The 21,889-nt window shown below is 62.5% G+C and carries 23 protein-coding genes; 6 read left to right on the top strand and 17 right to left on the bottom strand.

What is annotated here, in order from left to right:
* Positions 1 to 163: 163 nt before the first annotated feature.
* Together lptG and lptF are read right to left on the bottom strand one after the other, a co-directional pair.
* Complete coding sequence (lptG, locus tag ACMGGN_RS01695) at positions 164 to 1,225, bottom strand: LPS export ABC transporter permease LptG (protein WP_251962492.1); 1,062 nt, start codon at positions 1,223 to 1,225, stop codon at positions 164 to 166.
* On the bottom strand, positions 1,218 to 2,333 hold the full coding sequence (gene lptF / locus ACMGGN_RS01690; RefSeq protein ID WP_012316049.1) for an LPS export ABC transporter permease LptF: 1,116 nt from the start codon (positions 2,331 to 2,333) through the stop codon (positions 1,218 to 1,220). The genes lptG and lptF overlap by 8 nt, the downstream gene beginning before the upstream one ends.
* A gap of 289 nt (positions 2,334 to 2,622) precedes the next feature.
* Between lptF and ACMGGN_RS01685 the strand changes: the two genes are divergently transcribed.
* The 5 genes from ACMGGN_RS01685 (at position 2,623) to rlmF (ending at position 9,084) form a co-directional block, all read left to right on the top strand.
* Complete coding sequence (locus ACMGGN_RS01685) at positions 2,623 to 4,116, top strand: leucyl aminopeptidase (RefSeq protein WP_046784433.1); 1,494 nt, start codon at positions 2,623 to 2,625, stop codon at positions 4,114 to 4,116.
* 51 nt (positions 4,117 to 4,167) lie between these two features.
* Positions 4,168 to 4,596, top strand: coding sequence for a DNA polymerase III subunit chi (locus tag ACMGGN_RS01680; protein WP_012316051.1), 429 nt, complete (start codon positions 4,168 to 4,170; stop codon positions 4,594 to 4,596).
* A gap of 5 nt (positions 4,597 to 4,601) precedes the next feature.
* On the top strand, positions 4,602 to 4,979 hold the full coding sequence (locus ACMGGN_RS01675) for a hypothetical protein (protein ID WP_012316052.1): 378 nt from the start codon (positions 4,602 to 4,604) through the stop codon (positions 4,977 to 4,979).
* Between the two features lie 137 nt (positions 4,980 to 5,116).
* Positions 5,117 to 7,963, top strand: a complete 2,847-nt coding sequence (locus ACMGGN_RS01670; RefSeq protein WP_414156405.1) for a valine--tRNA ligase — start codon at positions 5,117 to 5,119, stop codon at positions 7,961 to 7,963.
* Positions 7,964 to 8,133: 170 nt separating this feature from the next.
* Positions 8,134 to 9,084 (top strand): 23S rRNA (adenine(1618)-N(6))-methyltransferase RlmF, encoded by a 951-nt coding sequence (rlmF, locus tag ACMGGN_RS01665; protein ID WP_119687726.1) that lies wholly within the window; start codon positions 8,134 to 8,136, stop codon positions 9,082 to 9,084.
* A gap of 51 nt (positions 9,085 to 9,135) precedes the next feature.
* On the opposite strand, the gene ACMGGN_RS01660 is transcribed toward rlmF, so the two are convergent.
* Positions 9,136 to 9,417, bottom strand: a complete 282-nt coding sequence (locus ACMGGN_RS01660; RefSeq protein WP_012316055.1) for an HU family DNA-binding protein — start codon at positions 9,415 to 9,417, stop codon at positions 9,136 to 9,138.
* 393 nt (positions 9,418 to 9,810) lie between these two features.
* Here ACMGGN_RS01660 and yejK point away from each other — a divergent pair, with 393 nt between their 5' ends.
* On the top strand, positions 9,811 to 10,818 hold the full coding sequence (yejK, locus tag ACMGGN_RS01655; protein ID WP_012316056.1) for a nucleoid-associated protein YejK: 1,008 nt from the start codon (positions 9,811 to 9,813) through the stop codon (positions 10,816 to 10,818).
* Here yejK and ACMGGN_RS01650 read toward each other — a convergent pair whose 3' ends face one another.
* The 14 genes from ACMGGN_RS01650 to ACMGGN_RS01585 all read right to left on the bottom strand — a co-directional run bounded on the left by ACMGGN_RS01650 (position 10,819) and on the right by ACMGGN_RS01585 (position 21,701).
* Entirely contained in the window at positions 10,819 to 11,106 is a 288-nt protein-coding gene (locus tag ACMGGN_RS01650) for a GIY-YIG nuclease family protein (protein ID WP_237859922.1), read from the bottom strand. It lies immediately after the preceding gene.
* Positions 11,107 to 11,142: 36 nt separating this feature from the next.
* Positions 11,143 to 11,613 carry a nuclear transport factor 2 family protein gene (locus tag ACMGGN_RS01645; RefSeq protein ID WP_046784437.1) on the bottom strand — a complete coding sequence of 157 codons (471 nt, stop codon included), beginning with the start codon at positions 11,611 to 11,613 and terminating at the stop codon, positions 11,143 to 11,145.
* Positions 11,614 to 11,715: 102 nt separating this feature from the next.
* The gene (locus ACMGGN_RS01640; RefSeq protein ID WP_115273949.1) at positions 11,716 to 12,996 is read right to left on the bottom strand and encodes a CynX/NimT family MFS transporter; all 1,281 of its coding nucleotides are present in this window, start codon (positions 12,994 to 12,996) and stop codon (positions 11,716 to 11,718) included.
* A gap of 13 nt (positions 12,997 to 13,009) precedes the next feature.
* Positions 13,010 to 13,660, bottom strand: coding sequence for a FadR/GntR family transcriptional regulator (locus ACMGGN_RS01635; protein WP_115273948.1), 651 nt, complete (start codon positions 13,658 to 13,660; stop codon positions 13,010 to 13,012).
* Positions 13,661 to 13,772: 112 nt separating this feature from the next.
* Entirely contained in the window at positions 13,773 to 14,819 is a 1,047-nt protein-coding gene (hisC, locus tag ACMGGN_RS01630) for a histidinol-phosphate transaminase (RefSeq protein WP_046784440.1), read from the bottom strand.
* Between the two features lie 2 nt (positions 14,820 to 14,821).
* A complete protein-coding gene (gene hisD / locus ACMGGN_RS01625) occupies positions 14,822 to 16,147 on the bottom strand; it encodes a histidinol dehydrogenase (protein WP_046784441.1) in 1,326 nt (441 codons plus the stop codon).
* 126 nt (positions 16,148 to 16,273) lie between these two features.
* Positions 16,274 to 16,909, bottom strand: coding sequence for an ATP phosphoribosyltransferase (hisG, locus tag ACMGGN_RS01620; protein ID WP_046784442.1), 636 nt, complete (start codon positions 16,907 to 16,909; stop codon positions 16,274 to 16,276).
* A 91-nt stretch (positions 16,910 to 17,000) separates the two neighbouring features.
* Complete coding sequence (gene murA, locus ACMGGN_RS01615; protein ID WP_012316064.1) at positions 17,001 to 18,266, bottom strand: UDP-N-acetylglucosamine 1-carboxyvinyltransferase; 1,266 nt, start codon at positions 18,264 to 18,266, stop codon at positions 17,001 to 17,003.
* A gap of 23 nt (positions 18,267 to 18,289) precedes the next feature.
* Positions 18,290 to 18,529: a BolA family protein gene (locus ACMGGN_RS01610; protein ID WP_003255121.1), complete on the bottom strand. Its 240-nt coding sequence runs from the start codon at positions 18,527 to 18,529 to the stop codon at positions 18,290 to 18,292.
* A gap of 118 nt (positions 18,530 to 18,647) precedes the next feature.
* Positions 18,648 to 18,950: a lipid asymmetry maintenance protein MlaB gene (locus ACMGGN_RS01605; protein ID WP_039601751.1), complete on the bottom strand. Its 303-nt coding sequence runs from the start codon at positions 18,948 to 18,950 to the stop codon at positions 18,648 to 18,650.
* Positions 18,947 to 19,600 (bottom strand): phospholipid-binding protein MlaC, encoded by a 654-nt coding sequence (locus ACMGGN_RS01600; RefSeq protein WP_046784443.1) that lies wholly within the window; start codon positions 19,598 to 19,600, stop codon positions 18,947 to 18,949. Before ACMGGN_RS01600 ends, ACMGGN_RS01605 begins: the two co-directional genes overlap by 4 nt.
* A gap of 9 nt (positions 19,601 to 19,609) precedes the next feature.
* Positions 19,610 to 20,095 (bottom strand): outer membrane lipid asymmetry maintenance protein MlaD, encoded by a 486-nt coding sequence (mlaD, locus tag ACMGGN_RS01595; RefSeq protein ID WP_012316067.1) that lies wholly within the window; start codon positions 20,093 to 20,095, stop codon positions 19,610 to 19,612.
* On the bottom strand, positions 20,095 to 20,892 hold the full coding sequence (gene mlaE / locus ACMGGN_RS01590) for a lipid asymmetry maintenance ABC transporter permease subunit MlaE (protein WP_012316068.1): 798 nt from the start codon (positions 20,890 to 20,892) through the stop codon (positions 20,095 to 20,097). The genes mlaD and mlaE overlap by 1 nt, the downstream gene beginning before the upstream one ends.
* The gene (locus tag ACMGGN_RS01585) at positions 20,892 to 21,701 is read right to left on the bottom strand and encodes an ATP-binding cassette domain-containing protein (RefSeq protein WP_039601753.1); all 810 of its coding nucleotides are present in this window, start codon (positions 21,699 to 21,701) and stop codon (positions 20,892 to 20,894) included. The genes mlaE and ACMGGN_RS01585 overlap by 1 nt, the downstream gene beginning before the upstream one ends.
* Positions 21,702 to 21,889 lie beyond the last annotated feature (188 nt).

The following is a 21,889-nucleotide window of genomic DNA, read 5'->3' as shown; positions in this document are numbered from 1 at the left end:
GGCTGCTTTGCAGCCCATCGCCTGCAAGCCAGCTCCCACTGGGACCGCGCAATTGCTGAGGTCTGCGCTGTACCTGTGGGAGCCGGTTTGCCGGCGATGGGCCGCAAAACGATTACCTGACTGGTATTAACCCTGAGGTCGGGTTTCTCGTGTCATCAGGCCATCATCCCGCCCGACGCAGCAACCATAAGCCGGCCAGTGCACACACACCGGCCGGGATCACCACCGCCAACAGCGGCGGGAAGCCGAACACCTGGCTCGAAGGGCCAAGCAGGTCGCCGGCAATACGGAACACAAAGCCCACCAGTACGCCAGTGAACACACGCTGGCCGAGGGTCACCGAACGCAGCGGCCCGAAGATGAACGAAATCGCCATCAGGACCAACGCCGCGGTCACCGCCGGCTGCAGCACCTTGGTCCAGAATGCCAACCAGTAACGGGCATTGTTCAGGCCCTGGTCGGACAGGTAGTGGATGTAGTCCCACAGCCCGGTGATCGACAGCGACTCCGGGGCCAGCACCACGGTATTGAGCAGTTGTGGGGTCACCGAGACATCCCAGCGTTCTTCCGAGCTCTTCACCACTTCGGTGTGATCACCACGGAAGTAGGTGGTGCTGACATCGCTGAGTACCCAATGATCGCTCTCATAACGCGCCCGGCGCGCGAAACTCGACGTGACGATCTTGCGCTCGTCGTCGAAGCGGTAGCGGGTCACACCCAGCAACAGGCCATTGGGCTGTACCGAGTTGATATGCACGAACTCATCACCCTGGCGGTGCCACATGCCGCGCTTGGAGCTCTGCGCCTCACCGCCGCCCTGGGCCAGGGAACGGTCGGCCTGGGCCTTGTTCTCGCTGATTGGCGCCACGTACTCGCCAATCAGCAGGCCGACCAGCATCAGCACCAGCATCGGCTTCATCACCGCCCAGACGATGCGCCCGATGGAAACCCCGGCGGCACGCATGATGGTCAGTTCGCTGCTGCTGGCCAGGCTGCCCAGGCCGATCAGGCAGCCGATCAGTGCCGCCATCGGCAACATGTCGTAGAGCCGGCGGGGCGCTGTAAGAAGCGTGAACCAGCCAGCATCCATGACGGTATAGGTATCGCTCAGGTCGCTCATTTCGTCGATGAAGGCGAACAACGAAGCCAGGCCCAGAATGATGCCCAGTACGGCCATGATGGCCATCAGCACGCTCTGGCCGATGTAGCGGTCCAGCTTAACCATGGGCCACCTCCGCACGACGGGCGGCACGCTTGAGCCGTAGCGGCTCCCAGTACATCAGGCCCAGGCCGATGAGCAGGAACAGGCCATGCACCCACCACATGCCCAGGGCGATCGGCAGCTTGCCTTTCTCCAGAGCGCCACGTACGGAAATCAGCATCGTCAGGTAGGCCATGTACAGAAGAATCGCCGGCAGCAGCTTGAGGAAGCGGCCCTGGCGTGGATTGACCCGGGACAGCGGCACTGCCAGCAGGGTCACGATGAATACCAGGATCGGCAAGGAGATGCGCCATTGCAGCTCGGCACGTTCGCGTAGCCCGGCATTGCCGATCAGTTGGGAGGTAGGAATGGCTTCACGCTCGGTCACTTCCTCGCTGACTTCAGGCTTGGGCAACAGCACGCCATAGGTGTCGTACTTGATCGCCCGGTAATCGGCCTGGCCAGGGTTGCCGTCATAGCGGTAGCCATTCTGCAACACCAGATAGCGATTGCCGTCGGCCTGCACTTCCTGATGGCCCTTTTCGGCTACCAGCACGGACGGTGCACGGTCCTTGGTCTTGTCCTGGTTGAAGCGCTTCTCGGAGATGAACACACCGGTGAGGTTGCTGCGATCATCGGTCAGCTCCTCGGTGTAGGTCACCCGCGAACCGTCGCGCAGGGTCTGGAAGCGGCCCGGCACCAAGGTATCGAACTCGGTCAGGGCATCCTGCTGGCCAATGATCTGCTGCACCTGGGCAACGCCCAGTGGCGCCAGGCTCAGGCTCAGCCAGGCCACCAGCAAGGCGACCAGCGCTGCAGGTGCCATGGTCAGGCCGAGCAGGCGTTGCTGGCTCATGCCGGTGGCCGACAGCACGGTCATCTCGCTTTCCAGATACAGCCGGCCATAGGCCAGAAGGATGCCGAGGAACAGCCCCAATGGCAGGATCAGTTGCAAGAAACCGGGCAGGCGGAAGCCCATGATCAGGAACAGCACGCTCGGGTCGAGCACGCCCTGGGCCGCCTGGGCCAGGTACTTGATGAAACGCCCGCTCATGATGATCACCAGCAGCACTGCGCTGACGGCGCTCAAGGTCACCAGGACCTCGCGGGAGAGATAACGAAAGACGATCAAACCAGACACTCCTGGGTTGTCAGGGGCGGACTGCCAAACAAAGGCTTACGACAGCCAAGACCAATGCCGGTTCGCCGGGGGCGAACCTCCTTGTAAAGTGCGCGCATTATCCTGTGATTGGCCGCGCCTGTCACTTGGCCGCGCATCAAGGCTGACAACGGGGTTGTCAGCACGCTTGCCGCAGGCTCAAACTGGCAGCTTTTCCACTGGCCCGCGACCACGCGGCCAGGCCCGCCCAGAGCGCTAGAACTCAAAGCGCCAACTGCACAGATCATTCGGGGACCCTGACATGGAACTGGTTGTAAAAAGCGTAGCTGCTGCATCCGTAAAAACCGCCACCCTGGTCGTACCGGTCGGCGAAGGGCGCAAGCTCGGCGCCGTTGCCAAAGCTGTCGACCTGGCCACCGACGGTGCCATCAGTGCCGTGCTCAAGCGTGGCGACCTGGCCGGCAAGCCAGGCCAGACGCTGCTGCTGCAAAACCTGCCTGGCCTCAAGGCCGAGCGCGTACTGCTGGTGGGCAGCGGCAAGGACGAAGCCCTCGGTGACCGCGCCTGGCGCAAACTGGTCACCAGCGTTGCCGGCGTGCTGAAAGGCCTCAACGGCAGCGACGCGGTACTGGCACTGGACGACATCGCCGTCAGCAACCGTGATGCCCACTACGGCAAATACCGCCTGCTGGCCGAAACCCTGCTCGATGGCGAATACGTGTTCGACCGTTTCAAGAGCCAGAAAGCCGAGCCACGCGCGCTGAAAAAGATCACCCTGCTGGCCGACAAGGCCGGCCTGGCCGAAGTGGAGCGCGCGGCACACCACGCCACCGCCATCGCCACCGGCATGGCCTTCACCCGCGACCTGGGCAACCTGCCGCCGAACCTCTGCCACCCGAGCTACCTGGCCGAGCAGGCCAAGGAGCTGGGCAAGGCTCACAAAGGCCTCAAGGTCGAAGTGTTCGACGAGAAGAAGATCAAGGACCTGGGCATGGGCGCGTTCTACGCGGTCGGCCAGGGCAGCGAACAGCCGCCACGCCTGATCGTCCTGCAATACCAGGGCGCCAAGAAGAGCGACAAACCGTTCGTGCTGGTCGGTAAAGGCATCACCTTCGACACCGGCGGCATCAGCCTCAAGCCCGGTGCCGGCATGGACGAGATGAAGTACGACATGTGCGGCGCCGCCAGCGTGTTCGGCACCCTGCGCGCCGTACTTGAACTGAAGCTGCCGATCAACCTGGTATGCATCCTGGCCTGCGCCGAGAACATGCCGAGCGGCAACGCCACCCGGCCGGGCGACATCGTCACCACCATGAGCGGGCAGACCGTTGAAATCCTCAACACCGACGCCGAAGGCCGCCTGGTGCTGTGCGATGCACTGACCTACGCCGAACGTTTCAAGCCACAAGCGGTGATCGACATCGCGACCCTGACCGGCGCTTGCATCGTTGCCCTGGGCAGCCACACCGCAGGCCTGCTGGGCAACAACGACGAGCTGATCGGCCAGTTGCTCGACGCCGGCAAGCGCGCCGACGACCGCGCCTGGCAGCTGCCGCTGTTCGATGAGTACCAGGAGCAGCTGGACAGCCCGTTCGCCGACATCGCCAACATCGGTGGGCCGAAGGCCGGCACCATCACCGCCGCCTGCTTCCTGTCGCGGTTCGCCAAAGCCTACAACTGGGCGCACCTGGACATCGCCGGCACCGCCTGGGTCAGCGGGGGCAAGGACAAGGGCGCCACCGGCCGCCCGGTTCCGCTGCTGACCCAGTACCTGCTCGACCGCGCCAGCGCCTGATGCCGTGAGGCCGGTGATGCCCCAAGGCGTCACCGGCCGGCAGAGCGAACCATGAGTAAAGTCGATTTCTACATCCTGCCCACCGACTCGCTGTCGGCACGGCTGGATTTCGCCTGCAAGCTGTGCGAAAAGGCCTGGCGCCTTGGCCACCGGGTCTACCTGCATTGCCAGGACGCCGAGCAGCGCAGCGAGCTGGACCAACGCCTGTGGCGTTTCAAGGGCGAAGCGTTCGTACCCCACGACCTGGCGGAGGCACATGCCGACGCCACAGTGGCCTTGGGCTTGGCCGACAACGCCGGCGAGCATCGGGACCTTCTGATAAACCTGGGCGCTGATGTGCCCGGCTTTGTCGGGCAATTCGAGCGGGTTGCCGAAATCGTTGTCGAGCAAGCGGATATCCGCCAATCGGCCCGCGAACGATTCCGTTTCTACCGCGAACAGGGCTATGCTCTGCAAGACCACCGCTTACAGCGACTTTGACGACGATGGACAAGCCTTCCGCCCTGCCCGATTCCGCCCATCTGCTTGACGACCTCGAGTCGATTCGCCAGTTGCTGGGCGACGCCGACCTGCAACCACCGCTGCTCACCGAGACGGTGGAGCAGATTCCGCTGCTGCTCGACACCCCGGCCGGCAACACCCTGCCAGCACCTGAACCGGCTGCCGCACCCGCCGAAGCAGAACCCGAAGAAGACCCGCAGACCCGCCGCCAGGACACACTGCTGCACCTGGAGGCCGAGCTACGCGCCGCAGCGCAATTGATCATGCAGGACGTGATCAACGACTTCACCCCGCATATCGAAACCGAGATCAAGCGCCGGCTCGATGCGCGTATCGAGCGGCTGATCAAGCGTTCTGAATAAGCCTGACAAACGCGGCGCACTCTTCGCGGATTTACCCCGCGAAGAGTGCCCATAGGTCTTGCAGCTTGTCGCTTGAAGCTCGCAGCTCCGTTATACTTCCCGGCTTTCCCGAATAAATGCACAGGGTCCCGCCGCGCATGGATAAGACCTACCAGCCGCACGCCATCGAAACTTCCTGGTACAACACCTGGGAGTCCGAAAACTATTTCGCTCCACAAGGTGCAGGTGAGTCCTACACCATCATGATCCCGCCACCGAACGTGACGGGCAGCCTGCACATGGGCCACGGTTTCAACAACGCGATCATGGACGCCCTGATCCGTTTCCGTCGCATGCAGGGCCGCGACACCTTGTGGCAGCCGGGTACCGACCACGCCGGTATCGCCACCCAGATGCTGGTCGAGCGCCAGCTCGAAGCCAAGGGCCAGAACCGTCACGACCTTGGCCGTGACGCCTTCCTGGGCAAGGTCTGGGAATGGAAAGAGCAGTCTGGCGGCAACATCAGCCGGCAGATCCGTCGCCTGGGCTCGTCGGTAGACTGGAGCCGCGAACGCTTCACCATGGATGACGGCCTGTCCGAAGCGGTCAAGGAAGCCTTCGTGCGCCTGCACGAAGACGGCCTGATCTACCGTGGCAAGCGCTTGGTCAACTGGGACACCAAGCTGCACACGGCCATCTCCGACCTCGAAGTGGAAAACCATGACGAGAAAGGCCACCTGTGGAACCTGCGTTACCCGCTGGCCGACGGTGCCAGAACTGCCGACGGCCAGGATTACCTGGTGGTTGCCACCACCCGCCCGGAAACCCTGCTGGGTGACGCTGCGGTAGCGGTCAACCCGAACGATGAGCGCTACCAGGCACTGATCGGCAAGTTCGTCGAGCTGCCGCTGGTCGGCCGTCGCATCCCGATCATCGCCGATGACTACTGCGACCCCGAGTTCGGCACCGGCTGCGTGAAGATCACCCCGGCCCATGACTTCAATGACTATGAAGTGGGCAAGCGCCACAACCTGCCGCTGCTCAACATCTTCGACAAGAACGCCTTGGTGCTGCCCGCCGCCCAGGCATTCAACCTCGACGGCAGCGTCAATGAGCAAGCGGACACCCGCCTGCCCGCCCAGTACGCCGGCCTCGACCGTTTCGTCGCGCGCAAGCAGATCGTCGCCGACCTGGACGCTCAGGGGCTGCTGGTCAGCATCGACGACCACGCTTTGAAAGTACCAAAGGGCGACCGCTCCGGCACCATCATCGAGCCATGGCTGACCGACCAGTGGTACGTTTCCACCAAGCCGCTGGCCGAACCTGCGATTGCCGCCGTTGAAGATGGCCGCATCCAGTTCGTGCCCAAGCAGTACGAAAACATGTACTTCTCCTGGATGCGCGACATCCAGGATTGGTGCATCAGCCGTCAGCTGTGGTGGGGCCACCGGATCCCGGCGTGGTACGACGAGGCCGGCCAGGTCTATGTCGGCCGCAACGAAGCCGAAGTGCGCGCCAAGCACGACCTGGGCGCCGACGTGGTACTGCGCCAGGACGACGACGTGCTCGACACCTGGTTCAGCTCGGGGCTGTGGACCTTCTCCACCCTCGGCTGGCCGGAGCAGACCGAATTCCTCAAGAAATTCCACTCCACCGACGTGCTGGTCACAGGCTTTGACATCATCTTCTTCTGGGTTGCCCGGATGATCATGCTGACCATGCACCTGATCAAGAACGAGGATGGCACGCCGCAGGTCCCGTTCAAGACCGTGTACGTGCACGGGCTGGTACGTGACGGCCAGGGCCAGAAGATGTCCAAGTCCAAGGGCAACGTGCTCGACCCGCTGGACATCGTTGACGGCATCACCCTGGACGCCCTGCTGGAAAAACGCACCAGCGGCATGATGCAGCCCAAGCTGGCCGAGAAAATCGCCAAGCAGACCAAGGCCGAGTTCCCGGAAGGCATTGCCAGCTACGGCACCGACGCCCTGCGCTTCACCTTCTGCTCGCTGGCCTCCACTGGCCGCGACATCAAGTTCGACATGGGCCGCGTCGAAGGCTATCGCAACTTCTGCAACAAGATCTGGAACGCCGCCCGCTATGTGCTGGACAAAGGCGAGGACTGCGGCCAGAACGGCGAAGCCTATGAACTGTCGCTGGCCGACCGCTGGATCATCTCGCAGCTGCAGCGCACCGAAGCCGAAGTGACCCGCCAGCTCGAGCAGTTCCGTTTCGACCTGGCCAGCCAGGCCCTGTACGAGTTCATCTGGAACCAGTACTGCGACTGGTATCTGGAACTGTCCAAGCCGGTACTGTGGGACGAAAACGCTCCGGTAGAGCGCGCCCGCGGCACCCGTCGCACCCTGGTGCGCGTGCTGGAAGTGGCGCTGCGCCTGGCTCATCCGTTCATGCCGTTCATCACCGAAGAAATCTGGCAGCGCATCGCGCCGCTGGCAGGCATCGACGGCAAGACCATCATGCTGCAGCCGTGGCCAGTGGCCAACGAAAGCCGCATCGATACCGCCGCCGAAGGCGATATCGAATGGCTCAAGGAGCTGATGGTCGGCCTGCGTAACATCCGCGCCGAAATGAACATCGGCCCGGGCAAGCCCCTGCCACTGTTCCTGAAGAACGCCAACGCCGACGACCAGCGCCGCCTGCAGGAAAACGAAGCCCTGCTCAAGAAGCTGGCCAAGGTCGAGTCGTTCACCGTGCTCGGCGAGGCCGACGAAGCGCCGCTGTCGGCCACCGCACTGGTGGGCGATCTGCAGGTGCTGGTGCCGATGGCCGGCCTGATCGACAAGGACGCCGAGCTGGCTCGCCTGAACAAGGAAATCCAGCGCCTGCAAGGTGAAGTGCAACGCGTCGGCGGCAAGCTGTCGAACGCCGCCTTCGTCGACAAGGCACCGCCTGCGGTGATCGAGAAGGAGCGCGCCAAGCTGGCCGAGTCCGAGCAGGCCCTGGCCAACTTCACCGAGCAGCATGCGCGGATCGCTGCGCTGTAACAGTTACATCGCTGACTGACCGGCGGGGGCTTCGCCCCCGATCGCGACACAGGGCCGCCCCTACAGATTCGATGCCGGATTCAACGGCACCGCTTCCTGTAGGAGCGGCCTTGTGTCGCGAAAGGGCCGCACAGCGGCCCCAGGCCAGCGATGCCCATTTGGATTCAAGCATGACCCAGAAACCCACCCTGCACCCGCGCAACCGCCATCAGGGGCGCTACGACTTCCCCAGCCTGATCAAGGCCCACCCGGACCTGGCCCGTTTCACCATCACCAACCCCCACGGCAAACCCAGCATCGACTTCGCCAACCCCGAAGCCGTGCGGGTGTTCAACCGCGCCTTGCTCAAGGCCCAGTACGGCATCCAGCACTGGGACATTCCCGCCGATTACCTGTGCCCGCCGATACCCGGCCGCGCCGACTATATCCACGTCGCCGCCGACCTGTTGGCCGAGGACAACGCTGGCGAAGTGCCCAAAGGCGCTCAGGTGCGCGCCCTGGACATTGGCGTGGGTGCCAACTGCATCTACCCGCTGCTCGGCCACAGCGATTACCGCTGGCGCTTCCTCGGCTCGGACATCGACCCGGTGGCACTGGCCTCGGCCAAGGCGATCGTCCAGGCCAACAACCTGAGCAAAGCCATCGCACTACGTCAGCAGAACAACGCCAAGCTCATTCTCGGCAGCCTGCTCGAGGAAGACGAACGCTTCGACCTGACCTTGTGCAACCCGCCCTTCCACGCCTCACGCGAGGAAGCCACCCGTGGCAGCCAGCGCAAGTGGAAGAACCTCGGCAAACAGGACCCCAAGCGCAAGCTGCCCGTGCTCAACTTCGGCGGGCAGAACAACGAGCTGTGGTGTGAAGGTGGCGAGATCCGCTTCGTCAGCCAGCTGGTTGGCGAAAGCGTGCAGTACGCTTTGCAAGTGCTGTGGTTCACCAGCCTGGTGTCCAAGGCCGGCAACCTGCCCGGCATCGAAGCGGCGCTGAAAAAGGCCGGCGCCAAGGCCGTACGGATCGTTGAGATGGGCCAGGGGCAGAAACAGAGCCGTATGGTCGCATGGAGCTTCCACGACCATGGCCAACGCCAGGCCTGGAACGAGCGACGCAAATCACAGGCATGAAAAAACCGCGCCCGGGCAAGCCGGGCGCGGTTTGGTCAATGCATCAACGAATTACTTGTTGATAGCGTCGGTCAGCGACTTGGCCGGCACGAACTTGACGACTTTCTTGGCAGCGATTTCGATGGCGGCGCCAGTCGAAGGGTTGCGGCCGGTACGGGCAGGACGCTCGGAGACTTTCAGCTTGCCGATGCCTGGCAGGGTGATTTCAGCGCCGTTTTCCAGCTGGTCGGCAACGATCTGGCCCAGTTGCTCCAGAGCGTTTTTGGCGGTGGCTTTCGGCTGAGCGATCGACTCGGCGATATCGGCAATCAGTTGGTCTTTGGTCAATGCCATGGTGGTGTTCCTTCCCTATCAAATTCAGTGGTTATGCAGCGCTCTACGACGTTATCGGGCCAGCCCCTGAAGTTTGGAGGGCCGCGCCAATCGGGCATGTAGATGCGTAAATCGGCGTTTGGTTCGACACGGAACGAGCGCGCTGCCAGCAATGCGCCACCCGAGGTGCGCAAGACCGCGCAAAGCTACCACAGGAATGGATAAATATCCGCTGCCCGCTTCAATTTAGTGCAGGTTTTTCGGGGGTTTTAGCCAAATTCGCAAAAAATTGAACAAAAAAACAACAACCGGCATTTCTGCCAACATCCGGCCACTGCATCACCTGTCGTCTGGGGTAAACTTGACGACTTTTGCAGCGCGGCGCCTGGCCGCCCACGACTGACCGAGAATTCCATGCCAATCCGTCATTGCATCGTTCACCTGATCGACAAGAAGCCCGATGGCAGCCCCGCCGTGCTCCACGCACGGGATACCGAGCTGGGTGCATCGGACGCTATCGAAAACCTGCTGGCCGACCTCAACGACAGCTACAACGCCAAGCAGGGCAAAGCCTGGGGCTTCTTTCACGGTGAATCCGGCGCCTACCCGCTGAGCGGCTGGCTCAAGCAGTACCTGGAACAGGAAAAGGACTTTGCCGCCTTCAGCCGCGTTGCCGTCGAGCATCTGCAAAAGCTGATGGAAGAATCCAACCTGTCCACCGGCGGCCACATCCTTTTCGCCCACTACCAGCAAGGCATGACCGACTACCTGGCCATCGCCCTGCTGCACCACAGCGAAGGCGTGGCGGTGAACGCCGAACTGGATGTGACGCCCTCGCGTCACCTGGACCTCGGCCAGTTGCACCTGGCGGCACGTATAAACCTGTCGGAGTGGAAGAACAACCAGAACTCCAAGCAGTACATCTCGTTCATCAAGGGCAAGAATGGCAAGAAGGTTTCGGATTACTTCCGCGACTTCATCGGCTGCCAGGAAGGCGTCGACGGCCCAGGCGAAACCCGCACCCTGCTCAAAGCCTTCAGCGACTTCGTTGAAAGCGAGGACCTGCCAGAAGAAGCCGCACGCGAAAAGACCCAGACCCTGGTCGACTACGCTACCACCCAGACCAAACTGGGCGAGCCGGTAACCTTGGAAGAGCTGTCCAGCCTGATCGACGAAGACCGGCCTAAAGCCTTCTACGACCACATCCGCAACAAGGACTACGGCCTGTCGCCAGAGATCCCGGCGGACAAACGCACCCTCAACCAGTTCCGCCGCTTCACCGGGCGCGCCGAAGGCCTGTCGATCAGCTTCGAAGCGCACCTGCTGGGGGACAAGGTGGAATATGACGAGGTGGCGGGCACACTGATCATCAAAGGCCTGCCGACGCAGCTGGTAGACCAGCTCAAGCGCCGCAAGGACTGATCAACCGCTGGCATAGGAGGCGACCAAAGCCTCCTTCGCGGCCTTGCGCAACTTCTTCACCAGGCGCTCCTGGCGCAATGCCTCGCCCTTGTCCGGCCATTGCTCGACGTAGACCAGCGCCTGCGCCGGGCTGGTCTTGAAATAACGCGCCCCCTGCCCTTTCTGATGCGCCATGAAACGCCGCTGCGGATCATCACTGATGCCGCAGTACAGCGAACCATTGGCAGCCCTCACCAGGTAGACATACCAAGGTTTGCAGATGGGGTTCTCGGATACGTCGCTCACGATGCTTGTGCCTGGCTGCAAAGCCGACAGCTTAACCGCTCAGTTCGCCTGCTGGAACGCACGCAGCCCTTTGAACGCCTGCTGGCGCACCTTGTTCTGCAGCATGGGCGACCACCCCAGCAACACACCGGGTGCACCCAGCGCCTGACGCGACCAGCGCCACAGGTCGAAGCTGTCGTCATGCTGGCAGATCAACCCGTCGCGGATGACGAAGCGCGCCTGGATATCGTTGACCACGGTACGGCCGGTCTGGCTGAACAAGTAGGTCGCCACCCAATGTGCACAGGCGCTGCGCTCGTCTGCGCGGACCTGGTCGAACGTCAGCGAGAAGTCCTTGGCGCGGGTGGTGAGCATACGCCACATGTCACCGGCATCACGGCCGCGCAGGGTACCGAAAACCGGGTCACTGAAGACGATGTCATCGCTGTAGCAAGCCACCATCGCTTCGGCGTCCAGCCGCTGGAAAGCTTGATAGAAGCGGGTGATCAGGTCACGGTTGGCGTCGCTCATGGGCAGGCCCGTCCTGGGAATGGAAAGCTGCACGATAATCCGTGGGCACAGGCAATGCCATGCCCATTTACAACATGAATGCCAGGTGGCTCCATGCAGGCTTCAGAGCCTTTCGCTACTGACTTTGACATGCAGCGCCCGCCCTGCCCCGAGGCCGAACACGATGGCCCCCACACCCAATACGGCAAAGATCCAGCCCACTGCGGCCCAGCCGCCCGTCATGTCATGTACCAAGCCCACCGCAAAGGGGCCCATGGAGGCAAGGGTGTAACCCACGCCCTGGGCCATGCTCGACAGGTTGGCCGCCACGTGGGCGTCTTTCGAACGCAGCACGATCAACGTCAGCGCCAAGGCAAAAGTACCGCCCTGCCCCAGGCCCAGCAGCACCGCCCAGCCCCACAGGCCAGACAGCGGCGCATACAGGCAGCCGAACAGGCCGGCCAGGGTAATGAGCATGACCAGCACGATTGCCAGCCGCTGGTCTTTGCCCCGCGTGGCCAGCCAGGGTGCACTCAGCGAGCTGACCAGTTGCACGATCACCGAGCCGGAGAGCACTAGGCCCGCCTCGGTCGGGCTCAGACCACGGCCAATGAGGATAGACGGCAACCAGCCGAAAACGATATACGCCAGCGACGACTGCAACCCCATGTACAAAGTCACTTGCCAGGCCAGTGGATCGCGCCACAGCCCTCTCACTCGGTAAGCCACCTTGTGCAGGCCATGCCCCTGGCGCGCCTGGGGCAACCAGACCAGCATGGCCAGTAATGCAGGGATCATCCAGAAACCCAGGCCCAAAGCCCAACTGCCGTGCAAATGCTCGGTCAGCGGTACGGTGGCGCCTGCCGCCATGGCTGCGCCCAGGCAAAGGGCCATGGTGTAGACCCCCGTCAAGGTGCCGGCATGCTTGGGAAAATCACGTTTGACGATGCCAGGCAACAGCACACCGATGATGCCAATGCTGGCACCGGCCATGATGCTGCCAAGAAATACCCCGGTCGCCCCCCAAGCACTGCGCAGAACGATGCCCAGCGCCAGCGTCAGCAAGATGCCGACGATCACCCGCTCGCTGCCCCAGCGCCGCGCAAGCAGCGGTGCAAGCGGCGCGAACAGCCCAAGGCAGAGCACTGGCAAGGTCGTCAGCAGCCCCGCCTGAGAGGCACTAAGGCCAAGGCTTTCACTGACCAGGCCAAGTACCGGGGCCATGCTCGACAGCGCGGGGCGCAGGTTCAGGGCGACCAGTACCAGGCCCAACAGCAGCAACCAGGGCCGCTGCAGCACCACAGGCTGGGCCTGCACTTGCGCATCATCGGCTTCGGCATCGATCAGCAGTTCATCCAGCTCGCGCTCGCGGGCAGGTGTGTCACGGGTCATTGGTTCAGCCATGGCCTTCTCGTGGTCAGGATTCGATGAGGGTCCGGCTCAGGCCCTTGGCCCGCTCCGGATCGCGTTGTTCGATGGCGTCGAGGATCTGGCCATGCAGATCGAAAGTGGCCTGACAGCGCGGGACAGTGGCCATGTTGTGCTGCAACGCGGCAGCCACGACACCCGAGAAATAGCGGTACAACTCGCTCAGCGCCGGGTTGTGTGCAGCGTCGATCAGGCGTTGGTGGAACGCCAGGTCGCAACTGATATAAGCATCCACATCACCATGAAAATGTTCGGCGCTGCCTTTTAGCGCGATGCGCAGGGCATGCAAGTCGTCATCGGTACGCCGCAGTGCTGCCAGGCCTATCGCCTCGGTTTCGAGGATGTGCCGCGTTTCCCTCGCCTGCTCCAGCGTGCAGCGGGACATTGCCTGCACCGCCTGCAGTGGGTCCTGGCAAGTACGCAGGTAACTGCCGTCTCCCTGGCGGATTTCCACCAGGCCGCTGAAGGCCAGCACGCGCATGGCCTCACGCACGGTATTGCGGCTGATGCCCAACTCCAAAGCCAGCTCCGGCTCGGTGGGCAGGCGCTGCCCTACCCGCCAGTCACCTTGGAGGATGCGCTCACGCATGCGCTCCACCGCGAGCTCTACCAAGGATCGCTTGGTCAATTCACTGCCCATGCCTAATCAACCAATCATCCGACGAATTTGCGTATGTTAAGCCAGCGTGGGGGGCAGATCAAATCACCGCGCCGGCCAAACCAGTGGGGCCGCTATGCGGCCCCACTGGATATCAGCTCAGCGCATCAATCAGCGCCTGGTTCATTTCTGGCGTACCGATGGTGATACGCAGGAACTGGGCAATCCGCTGTTGCTTGAAGTGGCGCACAATCACACCTTGCTCACGCAGACGTGCCGCCAGCTGCGCCGCATCCTCCTGCGGGTGGCGGGCGAAGATGAAGTTGGCCGCCGATGGCAGCACCTCGAAACCCTTGGCAGTCAACTGCTCCACCAGTGCCTCACGGCTGTCGATCACCTTGCGGCAGGTGTCTTCGAAGTACGCCTGGTCTTCGAATGCCGCAGCGGCACCGACGATCGCCATGCGGTCCAGTGGATACGAGTTGAAGCTGTTCTTGATCCGCTCCAGCGCCTCGATGAGGTCCGGGTGCCCTACCGCCAGGCCAACCCGCAGGCCCGCCAGCGAGCGCGACTTCGACAGGGTCTGGGTCACCAGCAGGTTGTCGTAGCGGTTCACCAGGCTGATAGCCGTCTGGCCACCAAAGTCGATATAGGCTTCATCGACCACCACCACCGAGTCGCGGTTGGCCTGCAACAACTGCTCGATTGCCTGCAGCGGCAACAGGCAACCGGTCGGCGCATTCGGGTTGGGGAAGATGATCCCGGCGTTAGGCTTCTGGTAGTCCTCGACACGGATCTGGAACTGTTCATCCAGCGCCACAGGCTCGAACGGGATGCCATACAGGCCGCAGTAGACCGGGTAGAAGCTGTAGCTGATGTCCGGGAACAACAGCGGGCCGCCGTGCTGGAACAGGCCGTGGAAAATGTGCGCCAGCACCTCGTCCGAGCCGTTGCCTACGAACACCTGCCCAGTGGTTACACCGTAATACTCGGCTACCGCCTGCTTGAGCCGGTCACCATTGGGGTCCGGGTACAGCCGCAGGTTGTCGTTCAGCTCGCCGCGCATGGCCTCCAGCGCCTTGGGCGACGGGCCATAGGGGTTTTCGTTGGTATTGAGCTTGACCAACCGGGCCAGCTTGGGCTGCTCCCCGGGGACGTAAGGCACCAGGCCCTTGACGAAGGGGCTCCAGAATCGACTCATGCTCAGTTCCCCTTGTCTTGGGTCAGGATACGGTATTCGGCGCTGCGGGCGTGGGCGGTCAGCGACTCGCCACGGGCCAGGACCGAGGCAGTGTGGCCCAGCTCGGATGCACCCTGCTCGGAGCAGAAGATGATCGACGAACGCTTCTGGAAGTCATAAACACCCAGTGGCGACGAGAAACGCGCGGTACCGGAAGTCGGCAGCACATGGTTGGGGCCGGCGCAGTAGTCGCCGAGCGCTTCGCTGGTGTGACGGCCCATGAAGATCGCGCCCGCGTGACGGATCTGCCCCAGCCAGGCCTGCGGATCGGCGACCGACAGCTCCAGGTGTTCGGGGGCAATGCGATTGGCCACCTCGATGGCTTGCTGCATGTCGCGCACCTGGATCAACGCGCCCCGGCCATTGATGGATTTCTCGATGATCTCGGCGCGCTCCATGGTTGGCATCAGCTTGTCGATGCTGGCAGCCACGCGATCGAGGAATTCGGCATCCGGGCTGACCAGAATGGCCTGGGCATCTTCGTCGTGCTCGGCCTGCGAGAACAGGTCCATGGCGATCCAGTCGGGGTCCGTCTGGCCGTCGCACACCACGAGGATTTCCGAAGGGCCGGCAATCATGTCGATACCCACCTGGCCAAACACGTGACGCTTGGCGGTGGCCACGTAGATGTTGCCTGGGCCGACGATCTTGTCTACCTGTGGCACGCTCTCGGTGCCATATGCCAGGGCCGCGACCGCTTGGGCACCACCGACGGTGAACACGCGGTCGACACCTGCAATGCAGGCTGCAGCCAGGACCAGCTCGTTGACTTCACCGCGCGGCGTAGGCACCACCATGACCACTTCAGCCACGCCCGCGACCTTGGCCGGGATGGCGTTCATCAGTACCGACGACGGATAGGACGCTTTACCGCCAGGTACATACAAGCCGGCGCGATCGAGCGGGGTAACCTTCTGCCCCAATACGGTACCGTCGGCCTCGGTGTACTGCCAGGAGTCCTGCTTTTGCCGCTCGTGGTAGATACGCACGCGCTCGGCGGCCTTCTCCAGGGCGGTACGCTGGGCGTCGGTGATGCGGGTCAGGGCCAGTTCCAGACGTTCACGCCCAAGGATCAGGTCGTTGATGGACGTAGCGCTTACACCATCGAAACGCTGGGTGAATTCCACCAGCGCCGCATCGCCGCGCTCGCGCACGGCCTTGATGATGTCGAGCACGCGCTGGTTGACCGCGTCATCGGACACACTTTCCCAGCTCAGCAGATGATCCAGATGTCGGGCGAAATCCGGATCAGCGGCGTTGAGACGGGCAATTGCAGTGGACACGGTCATGGCGAGGGCCTCGATTATTAGCGAATGCTCAGGCGCCCTAGGCTACCAGTCCATCCGCGCGGGCACCCGAGAAAAGTGGCTATGACGCGGATAGACGGGCGCGACAGCAGAGGTCGCGCGTTCGAGTCAGCCGCGGTGTCGCGTTTCGACAGCGTGACGCAGGGTGTCGATCAGGCTCTGGATGCGGGCATGCTGCATCTTCATGGATGCCTTGTTGACCACCAGGCGCGAGCTGATCGTGGCGATCAGGTCCTGAGGCTCCAGGCCATTGGCGCGCAGGGTATTGCCGGTGTCGACCACGTCGATGATCTTGTCGGCGAGGTTGATCAGCGGCGCCAGCTCCATCGAACCGTACAGTTTGATGATGTCGACCTGGCGGCCTTGCTCGGCATAGTAGCGCTTGGCTACGTTGACGAACTTGGTGGCAACCCGCAAGCGGCCCTTGGGCTCGGGAGCACCGACCACGCCTGCGGTCATCAGCTTGCAGCGGGCGATCTGCAGGTCCAGCGGCTCATACAAGCCCTGGCCGCCGTACTCCATCAGCACGTCCTTGCCCGCCACACCGAGGTCGGCGGCACCATGCTCGACATAGGTCGGCACGTCGGTGGCGCGCACGATCAGCAGACGCACGTCGTCCTGGGTGGTTGGAATGATCAGCTTGCGGCTCTTGTCCGGATTCTCGGTCGGCACGATACCGGCCTCGGCCAGCAATGGCAGGGTATCGTCGAGGATGCGGCCTTTGGAAAGCGCGATGGTCAACATTGGAACGTCGGTCCTTAAGCGGCTACAACCGACCCGGTCATCGACCCGGCCGTGTTCAATTCAATGGGCGCATCCTTGCGCCGACGAGGCACTAGCCCGGTACGCGACGGATCTTCGCACCCAGCATCTGCAGTTTCTCTTCGATGCATTCGTAACCACGGTCGATGTGGTAGATGCGATCGATCAAGGTATCGCCTTCGGCGACCAGCGCCGACAGCACCAGGCTGGCGGAAGCACGCAGGTCAGTGGCCATGACCGGTGCACCTTTGAGTGCCGGCACGCCCGTGACGATGGCGGTGTTGCCCTCGACCTGGATATGCGCGCCCATGCGGTGCATTTCGTACACGTGCATGAAGCGGTTCTCGAAGATCGTCTCGATGACCGCGCCGGTGCCTTCGGCAATGGCGTTGAGCGAGATGAACTGTGCCTGCATGTCGGTCGGGAACGCCGGGTACGGGGCGGTACGCAGGTTGACGGCTTTTGGCCGCTTGCCATGCATGTTCAGCTCGATCCAGTCCTCGCCGGTGGTCAGGTCGGCACCCGCTTCCTTGAGTTTTTCCAGCACGGCTTCAAGGATGGTCGGGTCGGTGTCCTTGACCTTGACGCGGCCACCGGTCACGGCAGCGGCAACCAGGTAAGTACCGGTCTCGATACGGTCGGGCATGACGCGGTAGCTGGCCGAGTGCAAACGCTCGACGCCATCGATGGTGATGGTGTCGGTACCCGCGCCTTGCACGTTGCCGCCCATGGCATTGATGAAGTTGGCCAGGTCGACCACTTCCGGCTCGCGTGCGGCGTTTTGCAGCACGCTGCGGCCCTTGGCCAGGGCAGCCGCCATCATGATGTTTTCGGTACCGGTCACGCTGACGGTATCGAAGAAGAAGTGCGCACCGCGCAGGCCGCCTTCAGGTGCCTTGGCCTTGATATAGCCACCTTCGACTTCGATCTTTGCACCCATGGCTTCCAGGCCGCGGATGTGCAGGTCGACCGGGCGCGAACCAATGGCGCAGCCGCCTGGCAGGGCCACTTCGGCCTCGCCGAAACGGGCAACCATCGGGCCAAGCACCAGGATCGAGGCGCGCATGGTCTTGACCAGCTCGTAAGGTGCGACCAGGGTCTTGATGGTGCGTGGGTCGATTTCCACCGCCAGCTTTTCGTCGATCACAGGCTCGATGCCCATGCGGCCGAACAGCTCGATCATGGTGGTGATGTCGTGCAGGTGTGGCAGGTTGCCCACGGTGACCGGGCCGTCAGCCAGCAGGGTCGCTGCCAGAATCGGCAGGGCCGCGTTCTTCGCGCCCGAAATGCGGATCTCGCCGTCAAGGCGAGCGCCGCCAGTAATAATCAGTTTGTCCATTGGAGTCTCGCCGCCAAGTTGGCTCAGGTGCGCTCAGCCCAGGCTGCGCTGCTGAAAAATTTCATGGTTACCGCATGGATGCTACCGTTGGCGATCCAGGGATTAAGGTGAGCATAGATCGCCTGCTGACGCTTGACCGGGCTCAGGCCAGCCAACTCGTCGCTGATCACGTTCAACTGGAAGTTGCAGCCTTCGCCTTCAACTTCGACCCGGGATCCCGGCAATTTTTCTTCAAGGAAGCTCTTAACTTCTACAGCCTGCATGCTCAACCTCAATCGGCGCCCGATGCGCACGGGTCGGCCATCATACAAAAAAGCCCCTCGCCTGCGAAGCCCACCGAGGGCGTGCGCTGACCGAGGGGCCTCCATCAGTGGCAAGCCATCAGCCCGCCAGCACTTCATCGAGGTCATAGACCTCGGCAATTTCCCGCATGTCGTCGGGCATCCCGCGGACCTCGCATGCCTTGCCGCCGGCCTGGCCATCGCGGATGAACGCCAGCAGCAGCGACAGCCCGACACTGGAAGACTTCTCCACCGCCGTGCAATCGATTATCAGGCGGGGCTCGCGGGAAGCTTCGACCAGCGCCTTGCCTTGCTTGCGCAAGGCCGGGCCGCTGCGGTAGTCCAGCACACCGACCAGGCGCAACACGCCCGGTTCGGCCATGTTCACGCCGCCCTCGCTCATTGCACAGCCTTGTCAGACGAAGTGTCGGCAGTCTGCTTGGCCTTGGCCACTTCGCCGGCCCAGCCGTCGATGGTCTTGTCCAGATTGTTGCCGTTACGCTGCATGGCGTCGGCGAACTGGTCGCGGAACAGCTTGCCGATGTTGATACCGTTGACGATGACGTTGCGTACCTTCCACTCGCCACCCAGGTTTTCCATGGTGTACTGCACCGGGTAGACGGCACCGTTATTGCCAGTCACCTTCATGCCGACGCTGGCGCGCTTGCCGTCATCGGCTTTGGCCGGGTCGACGGTAATGCCTTGGTTGTTGTATTCCAGCAGGGCGTTGCCATAGAACTGCATCAGGCTGCGCTTGAAGTTTTCCTGGAAGCGCTGCATCTGCTCAGGCGTGGCCTTGCGCGAGTACTTCACGGTCATGATGCTTTTCGAAATACCGTCGGCATCGACCACCGGGCCAAGGATGCGGTTGAGCGCCTCGTAGAAGGCCTGCGGGTTGGACTTGTACTGCTCCTTGTTGGACTTGAGGTCACCCAGCAATTCATTGGTCGTGCCCTGCACCACATCGTGCGGAGACTGCCCGGGCGCTGCGAATGTCAGCAGGGGAAAGGCCGCCAGCAGGACCAGCAGGCCACGTCGCAGGATCGAAATCATGGAAACTCCTTAATTAGCCGGTTGTGCTTCTTTCGGTTCCTTGCCCACGGTATTGAGCAGGAACTTGCCAATCAGATCTTCCAGTACCAGCGCCGACTGGGTGTCATGGATGGTTGCGCCTTCCTTGAGCACCTCTTCCTCACCGCCGACACTGATGCCGATGTACTTCTCGCCAAGCAGACCGGCGGTCAGGATCGAAGCAGTGGAGTCCGTCGGCAGGTTGTCGACTTTGCCGTCCAGCTGCAGGGTCACCCGGCCGGTGTAGGAATCACGGTCCAGATCGATGGCGGTGACCTTGCCGATCGTCACACCGGCCATGGTCACTTTAGCTCTGACCGTCAAACCGGCGATATTGTCGAAGTAGGCATAAACTTTATAGGTATCGCTGCTCGGGCTGGCCGATAGCCCGCTGACACGCAGGGCCAGCAGCAGCAACGCCAGGATCCCGGCCAGAAGGAACAGGCCGACACCGATTTCCAGGGTGCGGTTTTGCATCAGAAATCTCCAAACATCAAGGCGGTCAGAATAAAGTCCAGACCCAGTACAGCCAACGAGGCATAAACCACGGTCTTGGTGGTGGCACGGCTGATCCCTTCTGAGGTGGGCTCGCAGTCATACCCTTGGAATACGGCGATCCAGGTCGTGACGAAGGCGAACACCAGGCTCTTGACCAGCCCGTTGAGCACGTCGTCGGTAAAGGAAACACTGTTCTGCATGTTGGCCCAGAACGAGCCTTCGTAGACGCCCAGCCAGTCCACAGCGACCCACGAGCCACCCCAGATGCCGACCACGCTGAAGATCAGCGCCAGCAGCGGCAACGAAATGAAACCGGCCCACAGGCGTGGCGCAACGATGTACTTGAGCGGGTCGACACCGATCATCTCGAGGCTCGACAGTTGCTCGGTGGACTTCATGTTGCCGATTTCGGCGGTCAGCGCCGAACCTGCCCGGCCCGCGAACAGCAGTGCGGTAACCACTGGGCCCAGCTCGCGCAGCAGGGTCAGGGCGACCATCTGCCCCACCGCCTGCTCGGAGCCGTACTTGGTCAGGATGCTGTAACCCTGCAGTGCCAGCACCATGCCGATGAACACACCGGACACCGCGACGATCGCCAGCGACAGCACGCCCACCGAATACAGCTGTTTGGTCAGCAGCTGAAAACCGCCGCCGATGCCGCCACGGCCGACCAGTGCATGGAACAGGAACAGGCAGGAACGCCCGAGCACGGCCAGCACGTCGATCGCCGAGCGACCAAACAGGCGGATACGTTCAAGCAAGGATTTTCTGCGCATCAACGCGCCCCCAACAGATCGGCGCGGTAGTCAGGCGCAGGGAAGTGGAATGGCACCGGGCCGTCCGGATCGCCCTTCATGAACTGGCGAATACGCGGATTGTCCGAGCCCATCAGCTCATCGGGCGTGCCCTGGCCCAGCACCTGGCCGTCACCCACTACGTAGATGTAGTCGGCGATGCTGGCGGTTTCGGCCAGATCGTGGGATACCACGATGCTGGTGATACCCAGCGCGTCATTGAGCAGCCGGATCAGGCGTACCAGTACACCCATGGCGATCGGGTCCTGGCCGACGAACGGCTCGTCATACATGAGGATCTGCGGATCCAGCGCAATCGCCCGGGCCAGCGCCACGCGCCGTTTCATGCCTCCGGACAGTTCGTCGGGCATCAGGTCGATGGCACCACGCAAGCCCACGGCCTGCAGCTTCATCAACACGATGTCGCGGATCATCTCGTCCGACAGCTGGGTGTGCACGCGCAGCGGGAAGGCAACGTTCTCGAACACATCGAGGTCGGTGAACAGGGCACCGCTCTGGAACAGTACTCCCATCTGCTTGCGCGCATCGAACAGGTCGCTGCGCGACAGGCTCGGCAGGTTCTGCCCGGCAACCCATACTTCACCAATGGACGGACGCAACTGCGCGCCCATCAGGCGCAACAGCGTGGTCTTGCCGCAACCCGACGGCCCCATGATGCCGGTGACCTTGCCACGCGGAATGCGTATGTCGACATTGCTGAAAATGCTGCGCGAACCGCGCTTGAAGGTGACGCCCTTCAACTCGACCGCGTAGGCGCTATCCACACTCATCTAGACTCCTTGCTAGTACAGCCATGTCCTAATGGACGCCGGCCCTCATCTTGAAGACACACGCGCCCCTGGCGGGCCGAATAGCGGCGAACTATAGCACCGCTGACAGGGTGGCCCCAAGGCCATGGAGCGAGTCGTTCAGGCCAGCGACAGGCTTCGATGTCTTTTCATTGCACAATCGAAAGGGT

Origin of the sequence: Pseudomonas sp. BNK-30, assembly GCF_047456185.1 — a bacterium.
Taxonomy (GTDB): Bacteria; Pseudomonadota; Gammaproteobacteria; order Pseudomonadales; family Pseudomonadaceae; genus Aquipseudomonas; species Aquipseudomonas putida_E.
Note: the sequence above shows the minus strand (reverse complement) of the source record. Positions and strands in the feature narration are given on the sequence as shown.